This is a genomic window from Saccharomonospora cyanea NA-134, assembly GCF_000244975.1.
GTDB classification, from domain to species: domain Bacteria; phylum Actinomycetota; class Actinomycetes; order Mycobacteriales; family Pseudonocardiaceae; genus Saccharomonospora; species Saccharomonospora cyanea.
In genome coordinates, this window is sequence record NZ_CM001440.1 from 4,280,147 (window position 1) to 4,299,785 (window position 19,639).

21 protein-coding genes are annotated in these 19,639 nt (G+C 68.9%); 12 read left to right on the forward strand and 9 right to left on the reverse strand.

All coding sequences use genetic code 11. The features are described from left to right. Positions 1–11: 11 nt before the first annotated feature. The gene (locus SACCYDRAFT_RS19935; RefSeq protein WP_005458918.1) at positions 12–1,190 is read right to left on the reverse strand and encodes an NAD(P)-dependent malic enzyme; all 1,179 of its coding nucleotides are present in this window, start codon (positions 1,188–1,190) and stop codon (positions 12–14) included. Between the two features lie 334 nt (positions 1,191–1,524). Here SACCYDRAFT_RS19935 and SACCYDRAFT_RS19940 point away from each other — a divergent pair, with 334 nt between their 5' ends. The 3 genes from SACCYDRAFT_RS19940 to SACCYDRAFT_RS19950 all read left to right on the forward strand — a co-directional run bounded on the left by SACCYDRAFT_RS19940 (position 1,525) and on the right by SACCYDRAFT_RS19950 (position 3,396). After that, the gene (locus SACCYDRAFT_RS19940; RefSeq protein WP_005458919.1) at positions 1,525–2,133 is read left to right on the forward strand and encodes a dTDP-4-dehydrorhamnose 3,5-epimerase family protein; all 609 of its coding nucleotides are present in this window, start codon (positions 1,525–1,527) and stop codon (positions 2,131–2,133) included. A 156-nt stretch (positions 2,134–2,289) separates the two neighbouring features. Next, positions 2,290–2,877, forward strand: a complete 588-nt coding sequence (locus tag SACCYDRAFT_RS19945; RefSeq protein WP_005458920.1) for a histidine phosphatase family protein — start codon at positions 2,290–2,292, stop codon at positions 2,875–2,877. 27 nt (positions 2,878–2,904) lie between these two features. After that, positions 2,905–3,396, forward strand: coding sequence for a GNAT family N-acetyltransferase (locus SACCYDRAFT_RS19950; RefSeq protein WP_005458921.1), 492 nt, complete (start codon positions 2,905–2,907; stop codon positions 3,394–3,396). On the opposite strand, the gene SACCYDRAFT_RS19955 is transcribed toward SACCYDRAFT_RS19950, so the two are convergent. Together SACCYDRAFT_RS19955 and SACCYDRAFT_RS19960 are read right to left on the reverse strand one after the other, a co-directional pair. Beyond that, the gene (locus tag SACCYDRAFT_RS19955; RefSeq protein WP_005458922.1) at positions 3,336–4,613 is read right to left on the reverse strand and encodes a metal-dependent hydrolase family protein; all 1,278 of its coding nucleotides are present in this window, start codon (positions 4,611–4,613) and stop codon (positions 3,336–3,338) included. The two genes, SACCYDRAFT_RS19950 and SACCYDRAFT_RS19955, sit on opposite strands and share 61 nt — an antisense overlap. Positions 4,614–4,647: 34 nt before the next feature. Next, on the reverse strand, positions 4,648–6,141 hold the full coding sequence (locus tag SACCYDRAFT_RS19960) for a peptide MFS transporter (protein WP_005458923.1): 1,494 nt from the start codon (positions 6,139–6,141) through the stop codon (positions 4,648–4,650). A 222-nt stretch (positions 6,142–6,363) separates the two neighbouring features. Between SACCYDRAFT_RS19960 and SACCYDRAFT_RS19965 the strand changes: the two genes are divergently transcribed. Next, complete coding sequence (locus tag SACCYDRAFT_RS19965; protein ID WP_043536716.1) at positions 6,364–7,311, forward strand: Lrp/AsnC family transcriptional regulator; 948 nt, start codon at positions 6,364–6,366, stop codon at positions 7,309–7,311. 79 nt (positions 7,312–7,390) lie between these two features. Here SACCYDRAFT_RS19965 and SACCYDRAFT_RS19970 read toward each other — a convergent pair whose 3' ends face one another. After that, positions 7,391–7,870: a hypothetical protein gene (locus SACCYDRAFT_RS19970; RefSeq protein ID WP_005458925.1), complete on the reverse strand. Its 480-nt coding sequence runs from the start codon at positions 7,868–7,870 to the stop codon at positions 7,391–7,393. Between the two features lie 333 nt (positions 7,871–8,203). On the opposite strand from SACCYDRAFT_RS19970, the gene SACCYDRAFT_RS19975 reads away from it, so the two are divergent. Beyond that, a complete protein-coding gene (locus tag SACCYDRAFT_RS19975) occupies positions 8,204–9,130 on the forward strand; it encodes a diacylglycerol/lipid kinase family protein (protein WP_005458926.1) in 927 nt (308 codons plus the stop codon). 288 nt (positions 9,131–9,418) lie between these two features. Beyond that, positions 9,419–9,673: a WhiB family transcriptional regulator gene (locus tag SACCYDRAFT_RS19980; RefSeq protein ID WP_005440673.1), complete on the forward strand. Its 255-nt coding sequence runs from the start codon at positions 9,419–9,421 to the stop codon at positions 9,671–9,673. Positions 9,674–9,852: 179 nt separating this feature from the next. On the opposite strand, the gene SACCYDRAFT_RS19985 is transcribed toward SACCYDRAFT_RS19980, so the two are convergent. Continuing rightward, the gene (locus SACCYDRAFT_RS19985; RefSeq protein WP_005458927.1) at positions 9,853–11,388 is read right to left on the reverse strand and encodes a sensor histidine kinase; all 1,536 of its coding nucleotides are present in this window, start codon (positions 11,386–11,388) and stop codon (positions 9,853–9,855) included. A 93-nt stretch (positions 11,389–11,481) separates the two neighbouring features. Between SACCYDRAFT_RS19985 and SACCYDRAFT_RS27335 the strand changes: the two genes are divergently transcribed. Further along, positions 11,482–11,556: a 50S ribosomal protein bL37 gene (locus tag SACCYDRAFT_RS27335; protein ID WP_005466056.1), complete on the forward strand. Its 75-nt coding sequence runs from the start codon at positions 11,482–11,484 to the stop codon at positions 11,554–11,556. 70 nt (positions 11,557–11,626) lie between these two features. Here the strand turns inward: SACCYDRAFT_RS27335 and ybaK are convergent, their stop codons facing one another. Then, positions 11,627–12,103: a Cys-tRNA(Pro) deacylase gene (gene ybaK, locus SACCYDRAFT_RS19990; protein WP_043536721.1), complete on the reverse strand. Its 477-nt coding sequence runs from the start codon at positions 12,101–12,103 to the stop codon at positions 11,627–11,629. A 176-nt stretch (positions 12,104–12,279) separates the two neighbouring features. Here ybaK and SACCYDRAFT_RS19995 point away from each other — a divergent pair, with 176 nt between their 5' ends. Together SACCYDRAFT_RS19995 and rsrA are read left to right on the forward strand one after the other, a co-directional pair. Then, positions 12,280–12,930, forward strand: a complete 651-nt coding sequence (locus SACCYDRAFT_RS19995; RefSeq protein WP_005458929.1) for a sigma-70 family RNA polymerase sigma factor — start codon at positions 12,280–12,282, stop codon at positions 12,928–12,930. Continuing rightward, positions 12,927–13,265 (forward strand): mycothiol system anti-sigma-R factor, encoded by a 339-nt coding sequence (rsrA, locus tag SACCYDRAFT_RS20000; protein WP_005458931.1) that lies wholly within the window; start codon positions 12,927–12,929, stop codon positions 13,263–13,265. Before SACCYDRAFT_RS19995 ends, rsrA begins: the two co-directional genes overlap by 4 nt. A gap of 16 nt (positions 13,266–13,281) precedes the next feature. On the opposite strand, the gene SACCYDRAFT_RS20005 is transcribed toward rsrA, so the two are convergent. Continuing rightward, a complete protein-coding gene (locus tag SACCYDRAFT_RS20005; protein WP_005458932.1) occupies positions 13,282–13,896 on the reverse strand; it encodes an alpha/beta hydrolase family protein in 615 nt (204 codons plus the stop codon). Further along, on the reverse strand, positions 13,893–14,687 hold the full coding sequence (locus SACCYDRAFT_RS20010; RefSeq protein ID WP_005458933.1) for an SOS response-associated peptidase: 795 nt from the start codon (positions 14,685–14,687) through the stop codon (positions 13,893–13,895). Before SACCYDRAFT_RS20010 ends, SACCYDRAFT_RS20005 begins: the two co-directional genes overlap by 4 nt. A gap of 149 nt (positions 14,688–14,836) precedes the next feature. On the opposite strand from SACCYDRAFT_RS20010, the gene rsgA reads away from it, so the two are divergent. The 3 genes from rsgA (at position 14,837) to SACCYDRAFT_RS20025 (ending at position 17,930) form a co-directional block, all read left to right on the forward strand. After that, positions 14,837–15,841 carry a ribosome small subunit-dependent GTPase A gene (rsgA, locus tag SACCYDRAFT_RS20015; RefSeq protein WP_005458934.1) on the forward strand — a complete coding sequence of 335 codons (1,005 nt, stop codon included), beginning with the start codon at positions 14,837–14,839 and terminating at the stop codon, positions 15,839–15,841. A gap of 113 nt (positions 15,842–15,954) precedes the next feature. Further along, complete coding sequence (locus tag SACCYDRAFT_RS20020) at positions 15,955–16,761, forward strand: LolA-like protein (protein ID WP_005458935.1); 807 nt, start codon at positions 15,955–15,957, stop codon at positions 16,759–16,761. Between the two features lie 332 nt (positions 16,762–17,093). Then, positions 17,094–17,930 (forward strand): hypothetical protein, encoded by an 837-nt coding sequence (locus tag SACCYDRAFT_RS20025; RefSeq protein ID WP_157606634.1) that lies wholly within the window; start codon positions 17,094–17,096, stop codon positions 17,928–17,930. A 75-nt stretch (positions 17,931–18,005) separates the two neighbouring features. Here SACCYDRAFT_RS20025 and pruA read toward each other — a convergent pair whose 3' ends face one another. Further along, positions 18,006–19,634 (reverse strand): L-glutamate gamma-semialdehyde dehydrogenase, encoded by a 1,629-nt coding sequence (gene pruA / locus SACCYDRAFT_RS20030; protein WP_005458937.1) that lies wholly within the window; start codon positions 19,632–19,634, stop codon positions 18,006–18,008. Positions 19,635–19,639: the final 5 nt, after the last annotated feature.

Below are 19,639 nucleotides of genomic sequence, written 5' to 3' on the forward strand. Positions count from 1 at the left end.
CGCCCGCGTCGTCAGCGCGCGACCGCCGTGGCGACGCCGTCCGATTCGGCCGCCTTCGCCACCGCGTCGGCCACTTCGGGAGCGACCCGCTCGTCCAGTGGGCTCGGCACGATCCGGTCAACGGCCAGCGAATCCGCCGCCACGGACACGATCGCGTCGGCCGCCGCGAGCTTCATGTTCTCCGTGATCGCCGTCGCGCCCGCGTCCAGCGCACCCTTGAACACGCCGGGGAACGCCAGCACGTTGTTGATCTGGTTGGGGAAGTCGCTGCGACCCGTGGCGACCACCGCCGCGTAGGAGGCCGCGACGTCCGGGTGCACCTCCGGGTCGGGATTGGACAGCGCGAAGACGATCGGATCGGGCGCCATGGTGGCGAGCAGGTCGCCGTCCACGGTGGAACTCGACAGCCCGACGAAGACGTCCGCTCCCTTGAGTGCCTCGGCGAGATCGCCCCGCAGCTCCTGCGCGTTGGTGAGCTTCGCGAGCTCCGCCTTGACGGGGTTGAGGTCCTCCCTGCCGCTGTGCACGATGCCCTTCGAGTCCAGCACCGTGACGTCACCCACGCCGGCGGCGCGCAGGATCCTCGCGCAGGCCACCCCTGCCGCACCCGCCCCGGAGATGACCACGCGCTGGTCCCCCACCTCGCGGTCGAGCACCCGGCTGGCTCCGCGCAGCGCGGCCAGCACCACGATGGCGGTGCCGTGCTGGTCGTCGTGCATCACCGGGCAGTCGAGCGCCTCGATGAGCTTGGCCTCCAGTTCGAAACAGCGCGGCGCCGAGACATCCTCCAGGTTCACGGCACCGAACGACGGCCGCAGCCGCACCAGCGTCTCGACGATCTCGTCGACGTCGGTGGTGTCGAGCACGAGCGGAATGGAGTCGAGCCCGGCGAACGTCTTGAAGAGCACCGACTTGCCCTCCATGACCGGCAACGACGCCTTGGCCCCGATGTTGCCGAGGCCGAGTACCGCCGTGCCGTCGCTCACCACGGCGACGAGGCGGTCGGCCCACGTGTAGCGCGCGGCCAGCGCGGCGTCGTCGGCGATGGCGCGACTGACCTTCGCCACACCAGGGGTGTAGGCGATGGACAGGTCACGAGCCTGACTGATGGGGCGGGTGGCGGCCACCGAGAGCTTTCCGCGCTCGTGACCGGTGAAGATGTCTTCGTCGCTCACCTGAGCCTGGGACACGTCAATCTCCATGACTGGCAGACGGGGATACACCAGTACGACCTGGCGTCCCCGGTGATGTGGGTTCCTCCACACGGCGAGTCGGCGCGGTAGCGCACCTCGCCGCCGAGGCGTCCGTCGAGGCCCGTGGTGAGGTGGGTCGGAAGACACCGTGGCCGCGGACGCAGCGGTCCGCCCAGTGTGCCAGTACGGGTGCGCCCCCTGTCGCCGAGGTGCGGCTGAGATCACAGAAGAAGCCACCCTTTTGGCTGGTCAGCGCACCAATAGCAAGACGTCCGTCCGGCTTGTGTGGCCGCTACGGGGAGGGCACTCACGGCGCTCTAAGCTGACGCGCATGGACGTGCGCGAACTGGCTGTGCGGGACGCCTACGAGTTCATCCCTCCGGTCTTTCCCGACCAGCGAGGCTTCTTCGTCGCCCCGTACCAGGAGTCGGCGTTCCTCGACGCCGTCGGCCACAGGCTCACCGTCGCACAGACGAACAACACGGTGTCGCGGCGCGGCACCGTGCGCGGCGTCCACTACAAGGACACACCACCCGGACAGGCCAAGTACGTGTACTGCGCACGCGGCGCGCTGCTCGACGTGGCCGTCGACCTCCGCGTCGGCTCGCCGACGTTCGGACGCTGGGACGTGGTACGCCTCGACAGCGAGACACTGAACTGCGTCTATCTCGCCGAGGGGCTCGGTCACGCGGTCATGGCCCTGGAGGACGACACCGTGATGACGTACCTGTGCTCCACCGCCTACGAGCCGTCGATCGAGCGTGGCATCACCCCGCTCGACCCCGAACTGGGCCTGCCCTGGCCGTCCGACGTCGAACCGGTCCTGTCGGACAAGGACGCCGACGCTCCCACGCTGGTCCAGGCACGCGAGGCAGGCCTGCTGCCGCGCTACGAGGACTGCGTCGCCCACTACGAGCGGCTGCGCAAGGCCGAGGCCTGACGGACTGACGGCCTGGCGGGCCCGGGAAGTCGAACGGCGCAGGTTCCGACGACGGAACCGCGGCGGCGCCGGCTTCACCCGAACGAGCACCGGGAGAGGCGGTCACCTTCCCGCTCGACGGCCTCCTCCGCGCAGGAAGACGGCTATATTGCTGGGGTGCCTGAGCACCACCTGTTCCTCCTGCACCATGCCCTGACCGAGTGGTCCACGGTCGGACGGTACGCAGGCAGGGCCGATCCGCCCCTGACCGCCGTCGGAGAGCGGCAGGCGCACGCTGCCGGGCGCACCTACGCACTCATGTCGGACGACGTCCCCGCACTCGTGCTCAGCAGTCCTCGCCAGGCGCCCCTCCGGACCGCCGAACTCGCGGGCCTCGCCGTGTCCGGCACCAGCGACGACCTCGTGGAATGGGACTACGGCGCGCACGAGGGCAAGACACCCGCCGAGGTGCACGACGAGACCCCCGGCTGGACGGTGTGGTCGCACCCGGTGCCGGACGGCGAGAGCGCCGAGCACGTCGAGTGCAGGGCCGACACTCTGCTCGCGCGTGTCCGGGACGAACTCGCGCGGCACCCTGTCGCGCTCGTGGTGCACGGCGACTTCGGCCGGGTGCTGATCGCGCGGTGGCTCGACCTCCCCGCCACGGCGGGCAGACAGTTCGGTCTCGACCCGGCCAGTCTGACGGTGCTCGGCCGCGCGCACCACGGTGCCCGCCTGCTGCACCTCAACCTCCCGCCGTCCTGACAACCGTCGGTCTGGAAAGGAAATCCGTTGGACAGCAGAATCCGCCGCGTCCGGGAAGCGGACGTGGACACCGTCGTGGAACTCGTGCACGAGCTCGCCGAGTACGAGAAGGCACCGCACGAGTGCCACCTCACGGCGGAGCAACTGCACACCGCCCTGTTCGGGGAGAACCCGGCACTGTACGGGCACGTCGCGGAGGTCGAAGGGCGCGTCGTCGGGTTCGCGCTGTGGTTCCTCAACTTCTCCACCTGGCGCGGGGTGCACGGCATCTACCTCGAGGACCTCTACGTCCGTCCGGAGATGCGCGGCACCGGCCTCGGCAAGGCGCTGCTGGCGACACTCGCCAAGGAGTGCGTCGACCGCGGCTACGCCCGGCTCGAGTGGTGGGTGCTGAACTGGAACCCGGCCGTCGGCTTCTACAAGTCTCTCGGCGCCGAGGCGATGGACGAATGGACCGTCTACCGGCTCACCGACGAACCGCTGGCCGCACTGGCGTCCGAGGTCTCCGGCGCGGCCTGAACCGGTGCGGACACGTCGGGCCGCACGTGTACGGCACGCCCGTCCTGGTACACGGCCCGCACTCGTTCGCCGAGGTCGTGCACGCGCAGCGGATCGCCGTCGACGATGACGAGATCCGCGCGCTTACCGGGCTCGATCGAGCCGAGTGACCGGTGCAGCCCCATGAGTTCCGCCGCGGACAACGTCGCCGCGTGCAGTGCGTCCGCCGGAGTCATGCCCTGCTCCACGAGCAACGGCAGCTCCATGAGGTTCTTCCCGTGCGGGTACAGGGGCGCGTCGGTGCCCATCGCGATGGGCACGCCTGCCTCGATCGCCCGCCGCACGCTCCGGTCGGCCCCCATCCGCTCGATCTTCTCCCGGATGTGGTCGGGGTAGGTCGCGCCGTCACGCAGCGACTCCCGCAGGCCGAGGCCTGACGCCAGCGTCGGCACGAGCCACACGCGCCGCCGCGCCATCTCCTCCAGAGTCTCGTCGTCGAGGTGACTGCCGTGCTCGATCGACCGGACCCCGTTGCGCACGGCCGCCTTCGCCCCCGCACCGTGCGCGTGCGCCATGACGAAGCGGCGCGCGGCGGAGGCCTCGGTCACCATCATGGCGATCTCGTCGTCGCGGAAGTGCGGGATCTCGGGCCCCGCGCCGCTGGAGACGATGCCTCCGCTCGTGGCCACCTTGATGACGTCCGCACCCGCCCGGACCAGCTCCCTGATCTTGCGCCGGATCTCCTCGGGTCCGTCCACCACCACCGGTGGCCGCCCGGGGTGTGGCGGGAGCAGGTCCATCACGCACGTCGACGGCCACCACGGATCACCGTGCCCACCGGTCTGGCTCAGCATGTTCAGTGACACCTGCGTCCTGGGGCCCGCCACCAATCCGCGTTCCTGCGCGACCCGCACGCCGAGGTCGGCCCCACCGGCGTCGCGTACCGTGGTGACGCCCGCGGCGAGGGTGGCCGCCATGTTGATCGCGGCTTCGAAGAACTGGAGCGAGAACGGCTCCTGCGCGGTGCGGAAGAGGTCGGTGTCGCTCATGGTGAGGTGCACGTGACAGTCGAACAGCCCCGGCAGAACACCCTGGCCGGTGCAGTCGACCTCCGTATCGCCGTCGAGGTCCGGCCCGACCTCGGCGATGACGCCCTCCTCCACCGCGACGTCGGCCACCTCGGCCGCGCGACCGACCGCGTCGAAGACGGTCCCTCCCCGGAACACCGTGCGAGTCATGTCGTCCTTTCCGCCCTGAGCGAGATGGTGGGTCCTACGCGGCGACGTCGGTGCGCTTGCGGATGAGTGGCGCCGCGGCCAGAAGCACGAGGCCGAGCACCGCGGTCCCGGTGCCCACGACGGCGAAGTAGCCCGCCGCCGAATCGGCGTCGTAGAACTTGACGAGCTGCGCCGCGATTCCCTGGCCCGCCGAGCCCGCCGTCAACCACAACCCCATGGTCTGCGTGGCGAACGCCGCCGGAGCCAGGCGCGCCGTCGCCGAGAGCCCGATCGGTGACAGGCACATCTCGCCCACCGTCACGATCGCGAGGCTGCCCACCAGCCACAGCGGGTGCGCCAGGCCCGCCTGCGCGGACGGCAGCACGAGCAGCACGTAGGACAGGCCGGCGATCACCAGCGCCACACCGAACTTGTGCGCGGTCGAGGGTGGCCGCGCCGAGGTGTCGAGTCGAAGCCACAGCACGGCGAACAGCGGCGTCAGCACGATCAGCACGAACGAACCGACCGACTGGAACCACGACGCCGGAACGGCGAAGCCGAAGGCGTCGAGGTCGGTGCTCTCGGCGGCGTACTGTGCGATCACCGTGGCTCCCTGCTCCTGGATCACCCAGAAGAAGACCGCCGCGACGAACAGGGGGACGTAGCCGCGGAGCCGGGCGCGCTCGGCCTCCGTCACCCGAGGGCTTCGCAGCATCACCGTGAAGTACGTGATCGGCAGGGCGATGGCGACCAGGCTGATCAGGTTGACGACACCACCCGCGGTCAGCACGCCCGTGACTGCGGAGCCGACCAGGCCGATCGCCACCAGGACGAACACGGAGACGACGGTGACCAACCGGCCTCGGGGCACCTCGGCCAACCGGAGCGGGTTCTTCGGCCGGTCGCTCGCCGCGCTCAGGTTGCGCTGGATGCCCAGGTAGACCACCAGCCCGATGGCCATGCCGAAGGCTGCCAGGCCGAACCCGAGGTGGTAGTCGTAGGTCTCGCCCACCGTGCCCACCACGAGCGGTGCCGCCACGGCGCCGACGCTGATGCCCATGTAGTAGATCGAGAATCCGGCGTCCCGGCGCGGGTCGTTCCCGCCGTAGAGGTCGCCGACGGACGACGAGATGGTGGGTTTCAACAGCCCCGTGCCCGCCGCGATGAGCACCATGGACACGAACAGCGCCGTGGCCCCGGCCGGCAGTGCGAGGCAGATGTGCCCGCACATGATGAGCACCCCGCCGAGCAGCGTCGACCTCCGGTCGCCGAGCAGCCGGTCACTGACCCAACCGCCCACGATCGCCGCCATGTAGGTCGCCGACCCGTAGACCGCCACGAGCGAGCGGGCGGTGTCGGCGGGAATCCCGAGTCCGCCGTCCGCCACCTGGTCGTACATGTAGTACAGGAGCAGCGCACGCATCCCGTAGTAGGAGAAACGCTCCCAGGCCTCCGCGAAGAACAGGCCCACGAGCCCACGCGGATGACCGAAGAACTCCCGGTCCGAAGCGTGCCGCCGGGGATCCCGTGTCGAACTGCGAACGCCCATGGCGCACCTCCGGGACGGTCGATGGTCTGTACGACCCGGTCGCCCGGGCCGCCACGGCAGGCGCAGACGATACAGTCGCAAGAAGAGGCAAACAAGAGAAGAATCGTCGGCGAACTACTCGGTTTGGCGTCAGATCAGCTACTACAACGTGCTGACAACCAATTTTTTGGTTGGCTTCTCAGTGCGTTCCGGCCCCATGCGATAGGTTGTCGGCCGGTCCGCATGGCGATCGCTCGAAGGACGGTGCGGGTGGAACTGGACGAGATCGACGAGCAACTCGTCCGCGCGCTCCAACGCGATGGCCGGGCGTCCTGGGAGGCGCTGGCCCGCGAGGTGGGACTGGCTCGCTCGACGACCAAAGCACGCGTCCGGCGCCTCGTGGACGAGTGCGGGCTGCGGCTCGTCGGCGCCGTCCACCCGGGTGCACTCGATCTGAACCAGATGGGACATGTCACCGTCGAGGTCGCCGGGCCCGCACTTCCGGTGGCCGAACAGCTCGCCGCACTGGTCGAGACCTCATTCGTCACCACGACCGCGGGACGGTTCGCCGTCACCGCCGAGCTGCGCACCACCGACCTCGACGCGTTCCAGCGTGGGCTCTCCCGCGTCCAGGCAGTGCCGGGCGTACTCGCCGTGCAGGTGCTGACCTACACCCACCTGTGGAAGGACCCGTACTTCCCGCCGGGCCCGCTCTCGGCGAGCGGGTCGGCGCGGCAGTTCGACCTCGATGCCGCCGACCACGCCCTGCTCTCCCGCCTGCGAGTCGACGGCAGGGCGTCCTTCGCCGAACTCGCCGAGGTCAGCGGACTGTCACCGGGAGCGACCCGAGCCAGGGTGCTGCGCCTGCTCGGCGCAGGCGTCCTTCACATCGGGGCGCTCGTACGGCTGACGCCGCTGAGCCGCGTCCACACCGCGGGGTTCGCCGTGTCCCTCGGCGGGGCCACGGAAGGAGTGGCCGAACACCTCACCGCGATCGACGAGGTGGACAGCTTCGCGGAGGGCATCGGCTGGTGCAACGGCATCGGCTCGATCAGGGCGGGCTCTCAGGAAGCGGTGTTCGCCACGCTGGAACGTATCCGGGCCCTACCGAAAGTCCGCGCCCTGGAGTCCTGGACCCACCTGCGCGCAGTGAAGGAAGAACACGACCTGGCCCACCCGCTCACCACCTGACACCGTGTCCGCAGGTTGTGCACGCGTGTCCGCGGTTCCCGTACGCGTGTCCGCGTCGCGTGATGTGTCGCCGTACTCGTCACTCGCCCCGTTGTTCGCGCTCGGCGGCCCTGCCCGCCGCACCACCGCGGCGTGCGGCCTCCTCCTCGCTCTCGCCGGCGCGCTGACCCAGCACCCACGCCCGCGACGGCTCCCGGAACAGCAGGACCACCACGGCGACGCCCACGATCATCACCGGAACGCCGAAACCCGGCTGGTCGGACGGCCCCGTGGCGTACCACCCGATGCCGATCACGACGAGGTTCACGACCAGGGCGGGCGAGCGCGCCCACGTCTTGCCCAGCAACAACGCTGCCGCGCACGCGAGCACCCCCGCCGCCAACACCACGTAGTAGGCGATCTCGGCGGCGACGCTGCCCCCGGCCATGGCGGGGTCGTCACCCGCGTTCAGGGCGAGCAGCACCCCGAAGACCAGGAGCGCGAGCCCCGGGAGGGCCGTGAGTGCTCCGGCGAGGCGTACCTGACGTGGTGCGGGAGAGACGAGGTCACTGATCGGCACGGGCTGCTGCCTTTCTGAGTGATGCAGACATGGACGACACGGTGGACGTGACCCTGCGTGAACACCTCCGATGGTATGCCACCCGGTCGGCCGTTTTATCCGGCGGCGCAGCGGGCAAAGATTCAGGTGTCGTCGATGAGCGGGCGGTCGTGCCCGGGGTGCAACTCGTCACGGCACTGGCAGGAACTCGCGAGAGGACACGGGAGGCGGCAGGCGGAAGCGAACGGGTGAGCAGGTCCTGCGGCGGCCGCGGGGCACGCAGTGACGAGATTCGCAGCAGGAGTTGGTCGCGAAGATGCCGCTGGCGGCATCGACTCGCCTACTCTGCGCCTAGTGCGCGCTGTTCTCGTCGTCAATCCTCAGGCAACCGCAACCACACCGGCCGGTCGTGACGTGCTTGCGCACGCACTGGCCAGCCAGGTCAAGCTCGACGTGGTCGAGACCGACTACCGGGGGCATGCCACGACGGTGGCGCGTGCCGCCGCGTCCGACGAGGTCGATCTCGTGGTCGCACACGGTGGTGACGGCACCGTCAACGAGGTCGTGAACGGCTTGCTCGCGGTCAAGGGCGGCAGGCCCGGTTCCTACGACTCGGTGCCGATGCTGGGCGTGGTGCCGGGCGGCTCGGCGAACGTGTTCGCCCGGGCCCTCGGACTGCCGCGTGACCCCGTCGAGGCCACCCACCAACTGCTGAACGCGCTCGAACAGGGCCGCAGCAGGCCGGTGGGGCTGGGACGCGCCGACGGCCGATGGTTCACGTTCAACGCCGGGGTGGGCTGGGACGCGGACGTGGTCGCGGCGGTGGACAGTCGGCGCGGCAAACGCACGAGCCCTTCGCTCTACCTCCGCACTGCCGTGCGGTGCTACCTGCGCCCCCCGCAGGGCCACCCGGAGCTGACCGTGCAGGTGCCCGGGGCGGAACCCGCGACGGTACGCACGGCCTTCGTGTCCAACACCGATCCGTGGAGCTACCTGGGGCCGAGGCCGGTGCACCTCAACGACGGCTGCTCGTTCGACACCGGACTGGGCCTGTTCGCCCTCACCGGCCTCGGCCTCCCCACGGTGTTGCGGCACGTCCTGCAGGCACTGCGCAGGCGTGGCGAACATCGCGGTCGGCGTCTGGTCCGTCACGACGACCTGTCGTTAATCAGCATCACCGCGCCATCGCCGGTAAACTTCCAGGTCGACGGAGACCTGGTGGGTCAACGCACTCACGTGGAGTTCGTCAGTGTGCCCCGTGCTCTCACGGTTGCGGTGTGAGTCACCGCGGTCGGCGAGCAACGGCAACGTGATCACCTGCGGCAAAGTCCGTGTTGCCACTCGGCGACGGGAACGGCCCGTTCACCGCACCGCTTTTCCGGCGGCTTCGCGGCGAATGAGCAAAGTCGCAGGTCAGGCGCGTCGCTAAGCCGGGTGAGCTGACTCACCGATCCCCGCAAAACACTTGTCGAACCCGAGGGTTCGTGAAACCATTCACAAGCACCCCAAAAACGACCGCCATGACGACTGTGGCGCGGAGCACCGCGCCCGAATAAGGAGCTCGAAGAAATGGACTGGCGCCACCGCGCGGCCTGCCGAGACGAGGACCCCGAACTGTTCTTCCCCGTGGGCACCAGCGGTCCCGCTCTGTCTCAGATCACCGCGGCGAAGGCTGTGTGCCACCGCTGCACCGTCGCCTCCGACTGCCTGGCCTGGGCTCTGGCCAGCGGCCAGGACGCCGGCGTCTGGGGCGGTATGAGCGAGGACGAGCGGCGTGCGCTCAAGCGTCGTCGCGCGCAGATCGGCACGCGTAGCAGCTTCTGAGCGAAGAACCGCGTTTCCTTTTGCCCTGCGATAACGGCAAAAGGTTTGAGGGCCGGCATCCGTTTCGGGTGCCGGCCCTCAAACGCGTCGTACATCGGTTGCCTTGGCAACAGTTTGTGCGTCATCTCTCGGACATCTGCGCCAAGAGACCGAAGTCGGCGCAAAAGCGACTCGGGCCGTCAGGATCGTCGGCTGAGCGGAATGCGCACCGCCGCTTCGGTTCCCGTCGCTTTCGTCGCGCCGTCGTTCTTCGTTCCCTCTCCCACCGTGGTGTCGTCCTGCCGCATTCCCCGCAGTGACAGCGACCCGCGCAGTTCCGACTCCACGAGCGTGCGAGCGATCTGAAGCCCGAGGCCGTTGGCCCGTTCCAGGGAGAAGCCCGCGGGCAGTCCCTTGCCGTCGTCACGGACGAGCACGTCCAACCACCGCGCGGAGCGTTCGACCACGATGTCGACGCGGCCGTGCCGTCCGCCGGAGAAGGCGTGCCCGACCGCGTTCTGCACGAGCTCGGCGACCACCATCACGAGCGGTGTCGCGATTTCGGCGGCCACCACGCCGAACGAGCCCGTCCTCGTCAACCGCACCTGCGATTCGGCGGTGGCCACCTCCCCCACCATCGGCAGCACCTTGTCGAACAGCGTGTCGAGGTCGACACGTTCGTCGACCGACATCGACAGCGCCTCGTGGACCATCGCGATGGACGACACGCGGCGGACCGATTCGGCGAGGGACTGCTTCGCCTCGGCAGAGGGGGTGCGCCGCGACTGCAGGCGCAGCAGTGCGGCGACGGTCTGGAGGTTGTTCTTCACCCGATGGTGGATTTCGCGGATGGTGGCGTCCTTCGACAACAACGCCCGATCCCGCCGCTTGACCTCGGTGACGTCCCGGACGAGCACGAGCGCACCGGCCGCACGGCCTGCGGGGCGCAGCGGGAGCGCCCGGAAGAGCACCACCGCACCCCTCCGGGACTCCACCTCCGTGCGCGTGCCGGGCTTGCCGTCGATCGCCTCGAGGATGCGGTGGGCGACATCGGTGGCGTCGAACGGATCACGCACGAGCGAACGCGTCAGCGGCACGAGCCGGGTGCCGATCAGGTCGGACTCGTAGCCCATGCGGTGGTAGGCCGACTGGCCGTTCGGGCTGGCGAACACCACCGTGCCGCTCTGGTCGACACGCACCAGACCGTCGCCGACCCGTGGGCTGGTGTGGACGTCGGTGCCTCCTTCGGTACTGGGGAACGTACCGTCGACGATCATCTGGCAGAGGTCGGCCGCGCTGCCGAGGTAGGCGATCTCCAGCGGGCTCGGCACCCTCGGCGTCGCCAGGTTCGTCTCCCGTGAGAGCACCGCGATGACGGAGCCGCCCAGTTTGACCGGGATCGCCTCCCTGCGCATCGGCAGGTCGCGGTACCAGTGCGGCTCCTCCTCACGGCAGATGCGGCCCTCGCGCATGGCCCTGCGCAGCTGCGGGTGTTCCTCGGCGGTGAACCGGGTTCCGACGACGTCTTCGGGATGCGCGGTCGGTGCGGTGGTCGGGCGCACCTGGGAGACACACACGAACTCGTCCGCACCCTCCTCGACGGGAACCCACATGAGGAAGTCGGCGAAGGACAGGTCGGCGAGGAGTTGCCATTCGGCCACCACGAGTTGCAGGTGGTCGACGGACTCGCCAGGAAGCCCTGTGTGGTCGGCGAGCAGCTCAGCAAGCGTGGACATGCCTCTCCCGTATCGACGTCGGCGAAGGGGGCTCAAACACCGAAGCGCCCCTCATGACACACTAAACGCGACGTCTTCAGGCAAGGAGTGAGAATGTCGAAGCGAGCCCGTAAGCGGCGCGACCGCAAGAAGAACAGCGCCAACCACGGCAAGAAGCCGAACTCCTGACGAGTGCGTGCCGCCCGGCGCGGGGCACCGTGAACGCGAACTCACGTAGCCGGCGCCGGGCGCGCCGGCATCACCCCGCGATGGGGGCCACGGTCGCGGCTGTGAGCCCCACCAGGTCGTCGGGCGCGAGTTCGATCTCCAGGCCCCGGCGTCCTCCCGAGCAGAACACCGTGTCGAACCGCCGCGCGGAGACATCCACCACCACGGGAAGGCGAGTACGCTGCCCGAGCGGCGAAATCCCACCCAGCACGTAACCGGTCGCTCGCTGAGCGGCGCCGGTGTCGGCCATCTTCGCCTTCTTACCGCCCACCGCCGCAGCGAGCGCCTTGAGATTCAGCTGTCCGGTGACGGGCACCACCCCCACCGTCAGCTTGCCGTCGACCTCAGCCACCAACGTTTTGAACACCCGCTCTTCGGCAACCCCGAGAGCGGCCGCCGCCTCCACCCCGTACGACGACTCCCTGGGGTCGTGATCGTACGTATGGAGCGTGTGCGGGACCTTGCGCTTGGTCAACAACGCGGTTGCGGGTGTTCCCTTTCCAGCCACACCGCCGGATGGTAGCCGGGAATAACCCGCACCGGACGGACGTTGCACGGAACGTGCCGACAACGCTGACCACACCATCGAACCGTCCCCGGGTCATCACCAGGAATCTGGACGGCACCCGGCCGGTTCGACACACCACGCGCCGTCAGGTCGGCGCCAACCGGGAAGGGAACGGTTTGCCGAGCACGCAGAGCCCTGTCGACATTCCAGAATCGATCGCTGAGCCCGATACGGACGCCGAACGGGAACTGGCCGAACGGTTCGAGCGCGAGGCCATGCCGCTGGTCGACCAGCTCTACTCGGCGGCGATGCGGATGACGAGGAACCCGGCCGACGCCGAGGACCTGGTCCAGGAGACCTACCTCAAGGCGTACGCCGCCTTCTCGTCCTTCAAGCAGGGCACGAACCTCAAAGCCTGGATGTACCGCATCCTCACGAACACCTACATCAACGGATACCGGAAGCGGCAGCGGCAGCCCCTGCAGCAGCCCACCGAGGAGATCACCGACTGGCAGCTCGCGCAGGCGGAGAGCCACACCTCGACGGGGCTGCGGTCGGCCGAGGTCGAGGCGATGGACAAGCTGCCCGACACCGACGTGAAGGCCGCGTTGCAGCAGCTTCCGGAGGATTTCCGGCTCGCGGTGTACCTTGCCGACGTCGAGGGCTTCGCGTACAAAGAGATCGCCGAGATCATGAACACCCCCATCGGCACGGTGATGTCGCGCCTGCACCGTGGCCGTAGCCAGCTACGGAAGCTGCTTGCCGACGTCGCCAGGGAACGGGGCTTCATCCGTTCTGGGCAGCAGCGGGAGGTGGCGCGTCGATGACCATCCGCGACGAGTCGCACGAGCGCGAGCAGGTCAGCTGCGACGACGCTCTGGCGGAGATCTACATGCTGCTCGACAGGGAATGCACGCCCGAACGCGATGCGGAGCTACGGCGACACATCGAGGACTGCCCCCCCTGCCTCGAGGAGTACGGCATCGACGAGCAGATCAAGCAGCTGCTCGCCCGCAAGTGCGGAGGCGAGCACGCTCCCGCCGAGCTCAAGAGCAGGTTGAAGGCGTCGATCCGGAACACGGTCGCCGAGCGGTACGGCTGGACGATGGCCGAAACCGAGATACGGATCGAGCGGACGACCGAGCCACCGACGATCTCCTAGGCTCGCGGCACCGGCGTCAGGACACCAGTGGCCGCAGGACGCGGGTGAGCCACTCCGACGCGGCCCTCGACACGGCGTCGAGGTCGGCCTTGAGACCGTGGTCGCCCCGGACCGTGACGATCTCGTGGTGCGGGCCGGGCCTCGGTTTGCCGAAGGGGTCGCGTTCTCCCTGGATGACCAGGGTCGGTACCGCCACGGCGTCCAGTTCGTGCTGACGACTCTTCTCCGGCCTGCCCGGCGGATGCTCCGGGAACGCCAGGCACAACACGGCCTCGGCTCCCCCGGCCTCCGCCGTACGGCACGCCACCCTCGCACCCGACGACCGCCCGCCGAACACGAGCGGCAGCTCGTCGAACGTCGTGGCCGCGAGCTGCTCCGCCACGGCCAACCAGGCCGCGTCGAGCTGCTTCGCAGGAGCGGGAGCCCGGCGGCCGGCTACGCGGTAGGGCTGTTCCACCAGCGCGACGTGCACGTCGGCGGCGCAGGCCGCCCTCGCCACGGCTACGAGGTCGGGCGCGTCGATGCCTCCCCCGGCGCCGTGCCCGAGCAGCAGCGCGGCCACACCCTGGTCGGCGGAGTGCAGTGACACCCTGGCGGGCCCGTGGGGGGTTTCGAGCTCGGTGGTGGTCATTGCGGGTTCGGCAGGTCGAACAGGGCGGCGTCGAGGTCGGTGGGTTCGGGATCGATCCGTTCGATGAGCTCGGGCCCGTTGTTGCGGACGCTGTTGACCCTGGTGGAGACCGGACGCAGTTCCAACCCGTCCACCCAGTCCCGGTCGGGCGGCGCGAGCAGGTCGGTGGCGTCGGTGCGGCCGGGATCGAGCCATTCGGCCCAGCGCTCCCTCGGCAGCACGAGCGGCATCCGGTGGTGGATGTCGGCGAGCTGGCCGACGGCCTCGGTGGTGAGTACCGAGAAGGTGATGAGTGGCGGCGCGTCCGGGTCGGCCTTCGGATCACGCCATGTCTCCCACAGCCCCGCGAACGCCAGCGAGGAGGAGTCCCGCGTCGTCATGTAGAAGGGCTCCTTGGGGGCCTTGCGGCCGGTGCCGCCGTCGGTGGCCTTCCACTCGAACCAGCCGTCGGCGGGTACGAGGCAGCGCCTGCGGGACAGCGCCTTGCGGAACGCCGGCTTCTCCTGCGCCGTCTCCGCCCGAGTGTTGATCATCCGGTTGCCCACGGAGGGGTCCTTCGCCCAGAACGGCACCAGGCCCCAGCGCATCACGCGAAGGCTGCGCACGGCGGGATCGTCCTCACGCACCGTGCCGTCGGCGTCCCTCGGGTGACGTTCGACGACGGTGGGCACGTGCTTGGTCGGGGCGACGTTGTAGTCGGCCCTCTCGATCCTGCCCTCGGTGCCGTCCACCGCGTCGAACTCCCGCATCAGGGTGGCGGGGTCCTTGGTGGCGGCGTAGCGGCCACACATCGGTATCGGCCTCCTTACTGTTCACGGTGCCCGCTCGCCATCGTGACACGGTTGCCCGGCCGTGGCGAGCGCCGTGGGGGATCATGGTGGGCAGCAGACGGCGGCGGACACGCTGAACGACGTTCACACGGAAGCGGGGTGGCAACGGCTTGGCCCGAAGCGATTGGCGCAGGCTCGACGAGAGTGACGTCCGGGTGCGGCCGGGAAAGGGCTCGCGGCCGCGCACCAAGCGCCGTCCCGCGCACACCGACGCCGTACCCGCCATGGTGGTGGCCGTCGACCGGGGCCGCTGGCGGTGCGCGATCGAGGACTCTCCCGACCGGGTCGTCACCGCCATGCGTGCCAGGGAACTCGGGCGCACCCCCGTCGTCGTCGGCGACCGCGTGCGCCTGGTCGGCGATGTCAGCGGCAAACCGGACACGCTCGCGAGGATCGTGCGGGTCGAGGACCGGAACAGCGTGCTGCGCCGCACGGCCGACGACACCGACCCCTACGAACGGGTGGTGGTGGCCAACGCCGAACAGTTGCTGATCGTGACGTCGCTGGCCGACCCGCCCCCCAGGACCGGGTTCATCGACCGCTGCCTCGTCGCCTGCTACACGGGTGGGCTGGAGCCAGTGCTGTGCCTGACGAAGGCCGACCTCGCCAGTCCCGACGAACTGCTCGCCTCCTACGCCGACCTGAAGGTTCCGGCCGTGGTGACGCGGCATGACCAGGCCATACCCGAGCTGGTCGACGTGCTGCACAACCGCGTCTCGGCGCTGGTCGGCCACTCGGGTGTCGGCAAGTCCACGCTCGTCAACCGGGTCGTGCCCGATGCCGACCTCGCCACTGGAGAGGTCAGCGCGGTGGGCAAGGGCAGGCACACGTCCGTCAGCGCGGTCGCGCTCCCGTTGCCCGGTGGTGGCTGGGTCGTCGACACTCCCGGAGTGCGGTCGTTCGGTCTCGCGCACGTGACGCCCGACGAGGTGGTGGCGGCCTTCCCCGAGTTCGCCGAGGCCGCGGAGGAGTGCCCGTCCAACTGCGGCCACCTCGGCTCGCCGGAGGATCCGGGCTGCATGCTCGACGACGTGGTGAAGTCGGGCGCCGCGCGCGTGTCACGACTGTCGTCGTTGCGCAGGCTGCTGGCATCCCGTGCCGGAACGGAGATCTGACAGCGTACGGCAGGGGTGTGTGAGGAATGTGGGACCGGCATGGAACCCTTGAGGCCGATTTCACGTCTGAGTGACAAACCGACTCGGACCCGAATGTGAAGAGGGGAACTCCCATGCGCACCTCTGTCCTCGCTGCCGGCGGCGTCGCGCTGGCTCTGGCGCTGAGCGCCTGCGGTGGAGACTCGAACGACACGGGCCTGCCCATTGGCAACGGAGACGGGGGCTCCGGGCAGTTCCAGGACCTGTCCTCGCTCATCGCGTCCGCCCAGGAGCAGACCAACAAGAGCCGCTCGTCCAACTTCACGATGGAGATGGACATGGCCGGCACGAAGATGCAGGCCCAGGGGCAGGGTGTCTACGCGGGCGACGACACCGCCATGACCATGACCATGGACATGCAGGGCATGTCCATGGAGGTCATCTTCGTGGACAAGACGATGTACATGAAGATGCCCGACAACATGAACCCCGACCCCAGCAAGCCCTGGGTCAAGATGACGGCGGATCACCCCGCCATGGCCGGTCAGAACTTCGACCAGATGACCGAGCAGAGCGACCCGACCAAGACCCTGGAGCAGCTCCAGCAGGCGGGTGGGGAGATCAAGAGCACCAAGCAGACCCAGCTCGACGGCCAGCAGGTCACCCAGTACACGGTCGAGCTGGACCTGTCGAAGGCCGGTGCGATGCTCGGTGACGAGAGCGCCGCGGCCGCCATCCCGGAGGGCACGCTGATCCCGGTCGAGCTGTACATGAACGGCGACAACCTGCCGGTGCGTATCGAGATGAACATGGACTCGCTCGCGCAGTCCGCCGGAGCGCCGGGTGGCATGAAGATGGTCATGACCTACAGCGACTGGGGTACCGCCGTCGACATCCAGGCGCCTCCCGCCGACCAGGTCGGCGAGATGCCGTCGTACTGACCGGCACACCACCACGAAACGACGAACGCCCCCGAGCGCCTCGGCCTCGGGGGCGTTCCCCTTTTTCGAACGGTGCCGGCCCAGACGCGGGTGGGCAGGGTCGGTTCTTGTCGCGCACCGCTGCGAAACGGGGAAAGCGCCCTGAAGCCGGCGAGCCGCCGCACAGGCCGGAAGGATCCGGGCAGACCACCGAGAGCGCCCGTCCGGAATCGTCGTCGAGCCGTAGTCGAGCCGTGATGTGAAACCGGCTTTCGAGATCTTCCTTCTGACACGATGGTAGGAACCAGACAGAGAGGACTCTCGTGCGCAAACTCGCTCTCGCAGCCAGTGGTATGGCCGTGACCCTGGCTCTAACCGCCTGTGGTGGCGACGGAGAGACGGCCACCGGCCTTTCCGGCGGCGGCGCGGGCACTTTCGGGGATCTGCAGCAGCTCGTCGCGTCTGTGGGCGACAAGGCCGAACAGGTCCAGTCGGTCAAGTTCGACGCCGAGATGACGATGCTGGGCATGAACTTCACGATGACCGGGCAGAGCCGCATGGACCCCGACGACATCGCGATGAGCATGACCATGTCGATGGCCGGGCAGGAACAGGAAGTACGGATCGTCGACCAGGCCATCTACATGAGGATGCCCGATTCCGGGGAACCGGGTAAGCCATGGCAGAAGGGCGACATGAGCGGGCAGTTCGCCGAGCTCGAGAACAACGCCTCGATGGCTGCGTTGCTGGAGAGCTACAACCCCCGTAAGACGTTGGAACAGTTCCAGCAGTCCGGTGGCACCATCACCGGCAGCGAGGCCACCACTCTCGACGGGCAGCGGGTGACGCTCTACACCATCGACATCGACCCGGTCGAGATGATGAAGGCCTCCGGCGAGGAGATGCCCGCCGAGATGATGTCCATGATGGAATCACTCGGAACGATACCGGCGTTGCTCTACCTCGACTCCGAGAACCTTCCCGTTCGCATGGAATTCGAAATGAACATGAACGACATGGTCCGGGAAGCCGCCGAGGCGGCCGGTGAGGAGATTCCCGCCGAGGTGAAGAACAACCCCGACATGCTCACGATGTCGATGAGCCAGAACTACTACGACTGGGGGCAGCCGGTCACGATCGAGGCGCCCCCGGCCGACCAGGTCAGCAGCACGCCTTTGGAAGGCTTCTGATCGATCACCCTTCCTGCGCTCGAAAGAACCGCCCCGAAGCCTCTGCGGCCTCGGGGCGGTTTTCGTTGATCGATGTCAGCCCATGTGGGGGTAGGTGATGTCGACCGGCGCGTCGAACGTCTCCTTGATGGAGCGCGGGCTCGTCCACCGCAGGAGGTTGAACATCGAGCCCGCCTTGTCGTTGGTGCCCGACGCCCGCGAGCCGCCGAAGGGTTGCTGGCTCACGATCGATCCGGTCGGTTTGTCGTTGACGTAGAAGTTGCCCGCCGTGTGCCGCAGCGCGCGGTGGGCCTGCTGGACGGCACGGCGGTCGTCGGCGAACACCGCACCCGTCAGCGCGTACGGCGCCGTGGTGTCGACGAGTTCCAGCACGTTCTCGTACTCGCCGTCCTCGTACACGTACACCGCCAGGATCGGCCCGAAGTACTCGGTGGTGAACACCTCGTGCCGGGGGTCGTCGGCCACCAGCACCGTCGGCTCCACGAACCAGCCGACGCTGTCGTCGCAGCCGCCGCCCACGAGCAGTTCGAGGTGCTCGTCTCCCGGCACGCGCTCCAGCAGGGCGCGGTGCTTGGCGAACGCCCTGGCGTTGATGACCGCGCCGCCGAAGTGTGAGAAGTCCGTGACGTCACCGTAGGACACGGTCCTGGTCAGATCGGCCAGCTTCTCGCGCAGGCCGTCGTTCCACAGCGACCTCGGCACGTACGCGCGCGAGGCGGCCGAACACTTCTGGCCCTGGTACTCGAACGCGCCGCGCACGAGCGCCGCCGCCAGCTTGTCCACGTTCGCCGACGGATGGGCCACCACGAAGTCCTTGCCGCCGGTCTCACCGACGATGCGCGGATAACCGCCGTAGGTGTCGAGGTTGCCCGCGATGGTGCGCCACAGCAGCTTGAACGTCGCCGTGGAGCCGGTGAAGTGCAGGCCCGCGAAACCGGGGTCGGTCAACGCCACCTCGCTGACGGCCCGGCCGTCACCGGTGACCATGTTGATGACGCCGGGCGGCAGACCCGCCTCCTCGAAGACCTGCATCGTGTAGTGCGCGGCGAGTTGCTGCGACGGCGTCGGCTTCCACACCACCGTGTTGCCCATGAGCGCGGGAGAGCTCGGCAGGTTGCCCGCGATGGCCGTGAAGTTGAACGGCGTGATGGCGACGACGAAGCCGTCGAGCGGCCGGTAGTCCATGCGGTTCCACGCCCCCGGCACCGAGTTCGGCTGCTCGGCCAGGATGCGGCGCGCGTACGAGACGTTGAACCGCAGGAAGTCGATCAGCTCGCACGCGGCGTCGATCTCGGCCTGCTGCACCGACTTCGACTGGCCCAGCATCGTGGTGGCGTTCAACGTGTCGCGGTACGGCCCGGCGATCAGGTCCGCCGCCCGCAGGAACACCGCCGCGCGCTCGTCGAACGGCAGCTCGCTCCACTCGCGGGCCGCGGCCTTCGCCGCCGCCACCGCGTCCGCCACGTCGGAGTTCGTGGCCTGCGCACTCACGCCCAGGACGTGTCCGTGGTCGTGGGGCTGCACGACGTCGAACACCTCGCCACCGGCCATGCGGCGGCGGCCCCCGATCGTCTGGGTCAGTTCGTGTTTCGCGTTCTCCAGCTCGGAGAGTTTCGCCTGGAGCGACTCCCGCTCCGCGGTCCCCGGAGCGTACGTGTGCACCGGCTCGTTGGCCGGCGTGGGAACGGATGTCACAGCGTCCATGGTGT

Excerpts from the sequence above, each read along its gene's own strand:
- SACCYDRAFT_RS19940 (WP_005458919.1), top strand. The coding sequence starts at position 1,525 with ATGGACGTGCGCGAACTGGCTGTGCGGGACGCCTACGAGTTCATCCCT.
- SACCYDRAFT_RS19955 (WP_005458922.1), bottom strand. The coding sequence starts at position 4,613 with ATGACTCGCACGGTGTTCCGGGGAGGGACCGTCTTCGACGCGGTCGGT.
- SACCYDRAFT_RS19960 (WP_005458923.1), bottom strand. The coding sequence starts at position 6,141 with ATGGGCGTTCGCAGTTCGACACGGGATCCCCGGCGGCACGCTTCGGAC.
- SACCYDRAFT_RS19965 (WP_043536716.1), top strand. The coding sequence starts at position 6,364 with ATGGCGATCGCTCGAAGGACGGTGCGGGTGGAACTGGACGAGATCGAC.
- SACCYDRAFT_RS19980 (WP_005440673.1), top strand. The coding sequence starts at position 9,419 with ATGGACTGGCGCCACCGCGCGGCCTGCCGAGACGAGGACCCCGAACTG.
- SACCYDRAFT_RS19985 (WP_005458927.1), bottom strand. The coding sequence starts at position 11,388 with ATGTCCACGCTTGCTGAGCTGCTCGCCGACCACACAGGGCTTCCTGGC.
- rsrA (WP_005458931.1), top strand. The coding sequence starts at position 12,927 with ATGACCATCCGCGACGAGTCGCACGAGCGCGAGCAGGTCAGCTGCGAC.
- SACCYDRAFT_RS20005 (WP_005458932.1), bottom strand. The coding sequence starts at position 13,896 with ATGACCACCACCGAGCTCGAAACCCCCCACGGGCCCGCCAGGGTGTCA.
- SACCYDRAFT_RS20010 (WP_005458933.1), bottom strand. The coding sequence starts at position 14,687 with ATGTGTGGCCGCTACGCCGCCACCAAGGACCCCGCCACCCTGATGCGG.
- SACCYDRAFT_RS20020 (WP_005458935.1), top strand. The coding sequence starts at position 15,955 with ATGCGCACCTCTGTCCTCGCTGCCGGCGGCGTCGCGCTGGCTCTGGCG.
- SACCYDRAFT_RS20025 (WP_157606634.1), top strand. The coding sequence starts at position 17,094 with ATGGCCGTGACCCTGGCTCTAACCGCCTGTGGTGGCGACGGAGAGACG.
- pruA (WP_005458937.1), bottom strand. The coding sequence starts at position 19,634 with ATGGACGCTGTGACATCCGTTCCCACGCCGGCCAACGAGCCGGTGCAC.